At 44.6% G+C, this 9,298-nt stretch carries 9 protein-coding genes; 3 read left to right on the top strand and 6 right to left on the bottom strand.

Annotated features, from left to right (window positions below; translation table 11 throughout):
• The 4 genes from IQO02_RS22285 to IQO02_RS18575 form a co-directional block, all read right to left on the bottom strand.
• Nucleotides 1–633: fumarylacetoacetate hydrolase family protein (locus tag IQO02_RS22285; protein ID WP_228006068.1), on the bottom strand; the 633-nt coding region annotated here is incomplete at its 3' end.
• Between the two features lie 12 nt (nt 634–645).
• A complete protein-coding gene (locus IQO02_RS18585) occupies nt 646–1,776 on the bottom strand; it encodes a homogentisate 1,2-dioxygenase (protein WP_010432292.1) in 1,131 nt (376 codons plus the stop codon).
• Nucleotides 1,769–2,842, bottom strand: a complete 1,074-nt coding sequence (hppD, locus tag IQO02_RS18580) for a 4-hydroxyphenylpyruvate dioxygenase (protein ID WP_016800456.1) — start codon at nt 2,840–2,842, stop codon at nt 1,769–1,771. Before hppD ends, IQO02_RS18585 begins: the two co-directional genes overlap by 8 nt.
• Nucleotides 2,843–3,289: 447 nt before the next feature.
• Nucleotides 3,290–5,338, bottom strand: a complete 2,049-nt coding sequence (locus IQO02_RS18575; protein ID WP_016787470.1) for a DUF3466 family protein — start codon at nt 5,336–5,338, stop codon at nt 3,290–3,292.
• 301 nt (nt 5,339–5,639) lie between these two features.
• On the opposite strand from IQO02_RS18575, the gene IQO02_RS18570 reads away from it, so the two are divergent.
• The 3 genes from IQO02_RS18570 (at nt 5,640) to IQO02_RS18560 (ending at nt 8,204) form a co-directional block, all read left to right on the top strand.
• A complete protein-coding gene (locus tag IQO02_RS18570) occupies nt 5,640–5,885 on the top strand; it encodes a hypothetical protein (RefSeq protein WP_010432281.1) in 246 nt (81 codons plus the stop codon).
• A 286-nt stretch (nt 5,886–6,171) separates the two neighbouring features.
• Complete coding sequence (locus IQO02_RS18565; protein WP_016767944.1) at nt 6,172–7,542, top strand: ATP-binding protein; 1,371 nt, start codon at nt 6,172–6,174, stop codon at nt 7,540–7,542.
• Nucleotides 7,539–8,204 carry a response regulator gene (locus tag IQO02_RS18560; protein ID WP_010432275.1) on the top strand — a complete coding sequence of 222 codons (666 nt, stop codon included), beginning with the start codon at nt 7,539–7,541 and terminating at the stop codon, nt 8,202–8,204. Before IQO02_RS18565 ends, IQO02_RS18560 begins: the two co-directional genes overlap by 4 nt.
• A 74-nt stretch (nt 8,205–8,278) precedes the next feature.
• Here IQO02_RS18560 and IQO02_RS18555 read toward each other — a convergent pair whose 3' ends face one another.
• Nucleotides 8,279–8,938: an HAD family hydrolase gene (locus tag IQO02_RS18555; protein WP_016785450.1), complete on the bottom strand. Its 660-nt coding sequence runs from the start codon at nt 8,936–8,938 to the stop codon at nt 8,279–8,281.
• Between the two features lies 1 nt (nt 8,939).
• Nucleotides 8,940–9,298: TOBE domain-containing protein (locus IQO02_RS22280; RefSeq protein WP_228006067.1), on the bottom strand; the 359-nt coding region annotated here is incomplete at its 5' end.

Below are 9,298 nucleotides of genomic sequence, written 5' to 3'. Positions count from 1 at the left end.
GTCAGGTGTAACGGCAACCGGAGAAAACGCTGAAGAGGGTTTAGACTGGAAGAAACCAAAGCCCTTCGCGAGCTCTGCCGGGATCAAACCGCGCAGCGACACATCGTTCACCAGCATCAGCAGACGAATAGAATCGTGCGCTTGCTTAGCGCTAGCACCCATTGGCACATCTCCGGTGACAACGGCGACTTCGCCCTCAAAATCGATACCCCAATCATCACTAGCAAATTCAATATTGTCACGAGGACCAATAAAGGTATCTGAGCCGCCTTGATACATAAGCGGGTCGACCCAAAAGCTTTCTGGCATTTCAGCACCACGAGCCTTACGCACCAGCTCAACGTGGTTTACATACGCGCTGCCATCTGCCCATTGATAAGCGCGTGGCAGAGGCGATTCACAATATTGAGGCGCAAAGACTTCACTGCCTATCACATGCCCAGTATTAAGCGAGGTGTATAATTCTTCTAACTGAGGCGCAACACTGTCCCAGTTATCCAAAGCTACCTGCATGGTTGGCGCCAAATGCATCGCGTGAAAAATCTCCGTCGCTGGCACACACTGTTTAAGATCTCTACTCACGACCATCAACAGACCATCGCGAGTACCATTTTTCTTGGTTGCTAATTTCATCCTTGTTGCCCCTTACTTCTCTTGCCAACTGTAGACATATTCTTTGTTCTCAACGCTATCGAGTTCATCAGAGAACTGCAGCGCGTGGCGAGTATCGATCATCACCGCCACTTCATCGGTAAACTTCTTCTTGTGCGCTTGCCCTGCCTTAAAGGCTTTAGGGTGAGGCCCATGCGTAAACCCAGCCGGATGGAAGGTCACCATGCCCGCCTCAATGTTATCGCGACTGAAGAAGTCACCTGCGTGATAGAACAGCACTTCGTCGTAATCATCGTTGTTGTGGTAGAACGGCACTTTTAACGCCCCAGGATCGCTCTCAATCGGGCGTGGCACAAAGGTGCACACCACAAAGCCTGCGCCAACAAACGTTGTATGCGCAGAGGGTGGCAAGTGGTAGCGATGTGACATCAGCGGTCTGATATCGCGCCAATTTACTTTCACCACAGCTAGGTCGCCATGCCAACCAATTGCATCCAATGGATTGAACGGATAAGTAATAACGCTGACTTTGTCGTGGCGTTTTACCTGAACCTGAGTTTGATTTTCTGAGTACTGAACGCGGAATTGATCATTGATAGAAGGGATGTCGAGCACAGCAGGATCAAACACCGCGTGATTACCGACCATGCCTTTCTCTGGCAGGGAGTAAGCCGCATCTGTGTTCTCGATCATCAAGATGAACATAGGCTCACTTGGCTCTAAACGCCAGTTGGTCGAGCGCGGGATCATCACGTAATCCCCTTCACTCACCTCTAGATGACCATAGTCACAATAGAGATCGGCGCTGCCTTGATGAATGAACAGCAGCTCATCACCGTCGGAATTACGCACCAAGAAATCCATCTTCTCGTCCATGCGCCACACACGAATTTTGCAGTCCGCATTGTGCAAAAGATGAGGCACAGCCCAAGGCGTTATCTGGCTGGCTTTTTCCACCAGCGTGAAATCAAAAGCGCGAGGGCGCAGATCACCCTCCCACTCCGACCAACCTGTTGGGGCATGTTGGTGATGAAAGTGAGCCGCTGGGCCGAAGAACCCACTTCGGCCCGCCTCTCGCTCATAAATTGCCTCTTCGGGAAAATCGGCGTGCGCTTGTTTAGAGCACACACCCTCCCGATGAGGAAACGAGATCCATTTATGCATCGTCTAATACTCCTCGACGAATCTGGTCCTCTTCAATCGATTCAAACAGCGCTTTGAAGTTACCTTCGCCAAAGCCTTCATTACCTTTACGCTGAATGATTTCAAAGAACACAGGCCCAATTACCGTTTGTGTGAAAATTTGCAGCAAGATGCCGTCTTTGGTCGGCGCACCATCAATCAGAACGCGTAGGTCACGCAACAGATCGGTATCTTCCCGGTGGCCTTTTACACGATCGTCAACTTTCTCATAGTAGGTATCTGGGGTTGGCATAAAGTCCATGCCGCGATCACGCAGGGTTTTCACCGTTTTGTAGATGTCATCCGTAGCAAGCGCGATGTGTTGGATACCTTCGCCGTTGTATTCACGAATGAACTCTTCAATTTGTGATTTGTCGTCTGAAGACTCATTGATTGGAATACGGATCTTGCCACATGGTGAGGTCATGGCACGGCTCACAAGGCCTGTCAGCTTACCTTCAATGTCGAAGTAGCGAATCTCACGAAAGTTACCGATACGCTCATAAAAACCAGACCACAGATCCATATTGCCTTGTTTCACGTTGTGCGTGAGGTGATCGATCTCATAAAGGCCTACGCCGGCTTTCGCCATGCGCTCTTGCGCGTCATCATAGAATCGGAAATCAACGTCGTAGATGCTCTGCTTGCCGTAGCGATCCACAAAATAGAGCAGGCTTTCACCGATGCCGTAAATGGCAGGAATGCTAAGCTCCATCGGCCCTATTTCTGTCTTGTACTCTTCACCGCCACCCTTAAACGCTTGCTCCATTGCAGCTGTTGCTTCGTTGACACGAAACGCCATGCCACACACCGATGGGCCGTGAACTTTAGCGAACGCTTCCGCTTGGCTGTGAGGCTGTTCATTGACGATAAAGTTGATGTCACCTTGTCGATACAGCCAAGCCTCTTTTGAACGGTGCTTGGCGATCTCAGCAAAACCAAGTGACACAAACAGCGCTTTAAGTTGCTCTATTTCCTTGTGGTCAACGGCCGTGTATTCAACAAACTCGAATCCATCTGTGCCAAGCGGGTTGTATGACTCCACCATGAACTTTCTCCTTGTACCTATTGGTGTTGTGTATTTTTTGTCCTTAATTAAATTTGGCCCACAAGCCGAGATAATGGAATGGGTGGAGGAAAATGGGCAATTTCGATGAAACCCTGTCAGCTTGTAAAATATTTGTTACACACAAACCATCGAGACAAGAAAGTGAGTGCTATCAAGGGATTGAAAGGTGGTGGTTTGATTTACAGAAGAAGAAGGAATGTTATTGAATTGTTACATTTGAGCTTTATGGGCTAAAGCAGAAAGAGATAAGTGTATGTTGAACGTAAAAAGAGCATCACAAAACAGGTGATGCTCTTTTAAAAAGCTTCATATCCCAATGGTATTCTCATAGGGTGAGCCATCAACTCTAACCCATTACTTTAATGGTTGATGATTGATGGTTGATGGTCAAATAGAGGTTGTTTATCTCGTGAGCACGTCATCAATTTAGGTAATCACAGAACGAGATTTTTTCAAGCGAACTGAAAGCACGGACATCAAACTGATAAGCACCAATAACCCGGTACCGGCACCACTACGTTCAACATCTTCAGCGCTATCATCACTTCTTTCAGCAATGTCTTCACTTGTTGCTCCAGATATCGGGATAAGTTTCACAGCCACCACCCTCTCGTCACCTACTCCATCATTACAATATGCAAAGTGCGCGGTTGAATCATAAGCCATAGAAGAGGAGCTACTTTCACTCGCAAAACATTGTATTGCCGTCCCTGAGATAACACCCGCATCATTAATGTCGGTTGCGTCCAATATTCTAAAGTGGTTGTTGGCATCACTGTAGTCACCACCGTTAGTTAGGTCGTCTAACCACCAAGCTTGATCATTATATCTTGCACGTCTATCAGCATCGGTACCAATGTCGTTGTAAGGAAAAATGAAGCCGCGATGCCTCCTTTCATGGCCGTCTACTTCAGAGTGAGTTTCTGCGTCAACATAGCCAACAATTTCATTGTAATTATTGATCTCACTTGCTTTTCCTTCTGCACTATCAAAGAAAATGTCTTCACCTAAACTTGCGAAGAATGTAGCTGTTGGCGTTGTGTCATTCGCATCAGCGACAAACATACGATTGTCAGACACACGATCCGACGGATAATCACCATCTCGTTTTGCATAACCAATAACCATCATGTTTTCATTAATATCTGTTGCGACAGAATTACTGTGAATGTATGAATCACTCACTTCTACCGTCGCATTAGCGATAAATGTCGTCGTCCAAGCATTTTCCGAAACGCTGAAATTTGACGTACTGCTTGGCCTAAACACAGCAGCCTGCATAAGAAAGTTATCAGAATCATCTAGCTCTGTATTGTAACCAACTAAAACAGGATAAGAGCTATATGTCCCTCTAGATGAAATCGTTGCAGCCCTCACACTCGCCTGTGCTGAAGCTTCATCATCGTTGTAAGAGTAATAGGTCGAACTGGTTTCCCAATCAGATACTGAGAAACGGTTTCCATCATCATTGGGGCCATTCGCATCGGTTATATTCCAGACAAAAGCTCGATTAGCAAAAGCAAAGTTCTGACACTCTGGATATAAAGCAGGCTCAATATCTTCATCGATACAATTATCTAGATCCTCTGCATCACTGTCGGATGTGTACGGAGAATCATAATCTTTATACTCATCACTGTAATAAAAAGTCGCAACGGACGCACTTCCGACCACATAGCTTTCTCCTCCATAACTGAAAGAATCAAAAGCCATCGTTCTTCCCATTTGGGAGATTATATTCGCTTCGCCGTCAGCATCGCTGATCGTAATGCTGGTATCGGCTTCAGGTTGGAGAACCGTAAATTCAGTGCCTGTATCGTAGTAACCACGCTGCCTATACAACTGAATATATTGGTTGTTATAGCTGTAATAACCACTGCTGGTGTTACCAAGAACAAAACCATTCTCGTCAACTTTAGTGATCACCTTCTCCTCTGTTCCATCAACAAAGGAATAACTATAACTGCTCACATCAGGTGGATTACTGCCAACATCAGGGATATCACTTAACGAATAAGAGTCATAGAAAGCCGTGGAATTCGTCTGATAGCTCAGCTCGTAATATGCATCACGCTCATTTCTCAAGCCTCCAATGCCTGCATCCTCATCGCCATACCACAACAAAGAACTCCAAGCTTCACAAGTCGCGTAGCCAAGTTCACTTGTGCAGTAGCTATAGATATCGTCATAATCCAAATAGTAGAACGTGTTATCGATACCAAAAGGGACCTCCTCTTTAAAGGAAAAACCTGGTTCTGCATTTTGAGCTTCCCCTGCGAATGCGTAATCGGTGTCACCACAACTGGTACTAAAGCAATCCGTTGTACCAAGCTCTGGTTCAACTGCAACCCCATACACCGATTCCGTTTCTACTGGTGATTCCTCCAAAACCACCCTATAAAGAGCAGCGTTACTATAAGAAGCAACCAACAACGTAGAAGAGACAACGACTGATTTTTTTACCATTGCCTTCATTCTACGGCTCCTAAAAAATAATCCATTTCAATACCAACGATAGCTTTCTGCCTTTATTGCTAAAGGCATTAAATTCATGAGTTCAATAATGGACTAGGATAAAAATAGAAAATGTGGAAACTATGTAGAAACAATGGAGGTTTAAACAACCTGACTTGATGGGCTGATGAACTGATGCCCTATTAAAGTTAAACGCTAACTTTCATCTCCTAGATTTATCCATTTTCTCTGCTAATTTGATCGCTAACCTATTTGCGTCAAAGAAATACACTTATATTTGGTTACGAATAGGAATTAAATTATGAAAAAAATCACGACAGCATTACTTTTACTGACATCGACATTCGCGCTTCAAGCGTGTGCTGAAAGCCGTGAAGGTCCAAGAGAAATGCCAAGTTTTGAAGAAATGGATGCAAACGGTGATGGCGAGTTACAATTAGAAGAGCTCAGAGGTCCACTCGCCGATGACTTTGACAAACTAGACGCAGATGGAAGCGGTGGTCTATCGGAAGAGGAAGTTCCGCCGCCACCACCAAGACGTCAATAATTGTTAGAGGGTTATCCAAAAATAGTGATAATTCAATGCGAGCTGATGGGGTATAGCACCCTGTCAGCTCGCTATTCGTTTCTAACAAAAAGATGCTTATACATGGCCTAAGATGAATAAAGAAATCAATGTCCACATTTCCCACACGATTGGTGACTAATATTGGTTTAACTCACTTTTGTCTTAATTCATTTTACTGTCCTAATTCACTTTAACTTCTGGAGAGAACGTGCGCATATCAATTTTCACTAAACTGTTTGTTTCAATACTAATGGTATGCGTGACCATGCTCTTTGTACTGACCTATTTTATTAACTCCAGTTTTCAAAGAGGGCTCCAAGATTTCACAAATAATAATGAGATTGCCCTAGCTCAAGAACTCGCCAATAACTTAAAGCAATATTACTCACCTTCCGAAAAGTGGAGGCGGCTAGAACGTGAACCACATTTAATCGCCAGTAGCATTGGTGGCCCCTCACGACCACATGCTCGTGACAGACACCCATCGCCACCACCATTAAGAGAGCCGGAAGCGCCAGATCTTCAACCTATTTGGCAACGACTCAACATTTTAGATCAAAACGGGCGAGCTATAATTGGACCTCCTGAAAACCTACATCACCTTGAAGATGGTCAGCATCAAGCACTAGTCGAAATAACACGGGATGATCAAGTGATTGGGTATATCTCCATCGTCCAGATGGATGAAATATCAGGGCCTTTGGCAGAAAGCTTTTTCAAACAACAAACGACGCATGTAAGCACTATCGCTTCGATTACCGTGTTGCTTTCATTCCTTATCGCTTTATTTCTTGTTAGGCGATTTTTGAAACCATTGCGTGCTTTGTCGAAAGGTGCCAAATCTATCGAAAATGGCGATCTCGATTTCTACATTGAAAAAAGCGGCAATGATGAATTGTCCGATCTCATCGGAATATTCAACGGTGTAGTCGAAACACTAAGAAAACAAAAAACACTTAGAGAACAGTGGTTATCGGATATTTCACATGAACTTAGAACGCCTATCACCGTGCTAAGAAGTGAACTAGAAGCGCTACAAGACGGTATCCGATCTCCTGAGCCAAAATATATCGACTCGTTACATCAACAAATCATCACACTGGGTCAACTCGTTGAGGATCTTCATCAACTCTCCCTGTATGACATCGGATTTAACCTCAATGTTAAAAACAACGTTGATATACATAAACTGATTGATTCTGTGATCGTTCAAAACTCGATCCGTTTAGAACAGAAAAGAATCACATTAACAAAGCACTATGACCATTCAGCCCCACTGTTTACCTCGTGTGATGAGAGATTACTGACACAACTGTTTGTGAATCTGTTGGAAAATAGCGCACGATACACTAGCGATAATGGGCATGTATCGATAGATGTTACCGACATTAGTGATAGTATTATTATCAACGTTGAAGACAGTGATCCAGGTGTACCTGATGCATCACTTCCGCGTTTGTTTGAGAGGCTTTACCGCGTTGATAAATCGCGCAGTCGCTCAAGTGGCGGTTCTGGGCTTGGCTTATCTATCTGTAAAAATATCGTTGAAGCGCACCAAGGACACATTACTGCCGACCACTCAGAATTGGGTGGACTACGAATCATCATAGCGTTACCAAAGGAAATAAAATCGTGATCTTAGTCGTCGAAGATGAGCCTGCATTAGCAAGTGTACTGTGTGAGTACTTAGAGCACTCTGGCCTTGAAAGTCATCATATTATCGATGGTAATCTTGTCATTGACTGGGTAAAACAAGCATCGCCTAAACTCATTATTCTCGACCTAATGCTACCCAATCGAGACGGGTTGGATATTTATCGAGAGCTGAGAACGTTCAGTGACATCCCTGTGGTTATGGCGACAGCCAAGGTCGAAGAGATCGATCGACTCGTTGGGCTTGAATTGGGTGCAGATGATTATATATGTAAGCCGTACAGCCCGAGAGAAGTAGTCGTGAGGGTGAAAAATATTTTGCGCCGTTCCAACAAGCCCCAAGCCACGTCAGCAACGAACGCCATTGATATTGATGAATTGAGTATGACCGCCGTCCTATGTGGTATTAAGCTAAGTTTAACGCCAGCTGAGTTTCGGCTTTTGCACCTTCTTTATCAAAATGTTGGCCGCATTTATAGTCGCGATCAATTGATTGATAAAATCTACGACGATAGAAGAGTGGTCAGTGATCGCACTATCGATAGCCATATTAAAAACTTACGTAAAAAAATGGTCTCGATAAATGAAAAATGTGACTACATTAAATCCATTTACGGGATAGGTTACAAACTAGAAATAGAATAATACGAACGAAAAAGCCGCTTTCATCAGCGGCTTTTTCGTTCTAAAGCGAACATAATTCAAAGATGGGATCAGCGTTAATCCCAGTTGAGAATCGACCAATTCGGTTGATCAGCCAGTGATTTCAAACGAGGGCATGGATTCACCAAGTAAGCAAAGTCCGCGTGTTCGCATAAAGGTAAGTCGTTGATTGAATCGGTATAAAAGTGGATATCTGAGTAGTTGGTTTCTTGATTGTCTAACCACTCTTTCAAACGCGTTACTTTGCCTTCACGGTAGCTTGGTACGCCAAAGATCTGAGACGTGAAACGGCCTTGGTTTTCGACCAAATCGATACCGAGTGCGTTCTCGATACCAATCTTGCGACCGACCTCTTCTACTAGGAAAGTGACGCTAGCCGAGATGATCAACATGTCGATGTCATCATTCTCTAGCTGCTCAATCAAAGGTTTCGACTGCTTGAACTGTTTAGGCAAAATATAGTGCTCAACACACTCTTCGACCAATGCTGTGACTTGCTCTGTTGGCATATCGGCTAAAGGTTGCATGGAAAACGTGAGGTAATCTTCCATGTTCAGTTTGCCTTCCGAATACAGACCCATTAAGCGCTTATCTTCTTCAATAAAGTTGGGCGCTGTGGCAATGCCCTTTTCAACCAAGAACTCATTCCAAAGCATCGCTGCGTCAGCATTGATCAGCGTTTCATCCATATCAAATACATACAAAGGTTTGAACATCTTAGGCTCTCACAGGTTGAATTTCGTTAAGGTTAAACAGGAGTTCAAGTTGGCTGCCGTTTGCCAACAGTCGTTCAGAGGAGCGGTTAAGTAGGTCGACCGTTAATTCACACTCATCAACGTCCACTTGATATCGAATCACGTTACCCAAGAGTTGGTGGTTGCGAATGGTACCGGCTTTTGGCGCAGAGATATGTTCGCCATATTGTCGACCCTGCTCTTTAACGTAGATAGATTCAGGTCGAATCGCCACCTTCCATTCGGTTTCAATGTTGAACAGCTGCTTGGCTTTGTTCGCTTGCACCACATTGTAGTGGCCCATGAACCCAGCAACGAATTCATTGGCAGGTTGAGTGTAGA

The organism is Vibrio sp. OPT24, assembly GCF_015163545.1.
In the GTDB taxonomy this organism is placed as follows: Bacteria; Pseudomonadota; Gammaproteobacteria; order Enterobacterales; family Vibrionaceae; genus Vibrio; species Vibrio cyclitrophicus.
Note: the sequence above shows the minus strand (reverse complement) of the source record. Positions and strands in the feature narration are given on the sequence as shown.

Excerpts from the sequence above, each read along its gene's own strand:
- IQO02_RS18565 (WP_016767944.1), top strand. The coding sequence starts at position 6,172 with ATGCTCTTTGTACTGACCTATTTTATTAACTCCAGTTTTCAAAGAGGG.
- IQO02_RS18570 (WP_010432281.1), top strand. The coding sequence starts at position 5,640 with ATGAAAAAAATCACGACAGCATTACTTTTACTGACATCGACATTCGCG.
- IQO02_RS18575 (WP_016787470.1), bottom strand. The coding sequence starts at position 5,338 with ATGAAGGCAATGGTAAAAAAATCAGTCGTTGTCTCTTCTACGTTGTTG.
- hppD (WP_016800456.1), bottom strand. The coding sequence starts at position 2,842 with ATGGTGGAGTCATACAACCCGCTTGGCACAGATGGATTCGAGTTTGTT.
- IQO02_RS18555 (WP_016785450.1), bottom strand. The coding sequence starts at position 8,938 with ATGTTCAAACCTTTGTATGTATTTGATATGGATGAAACGCTGATCAAT.
- IQO02_RS18585 (WP_010432292.1), bottom strand. The coding sequence starts at position 1,776 with ATGCATAAATGGATCTCGTTTCCTCATCGGGAGGGTGTGTGCTCTAAA.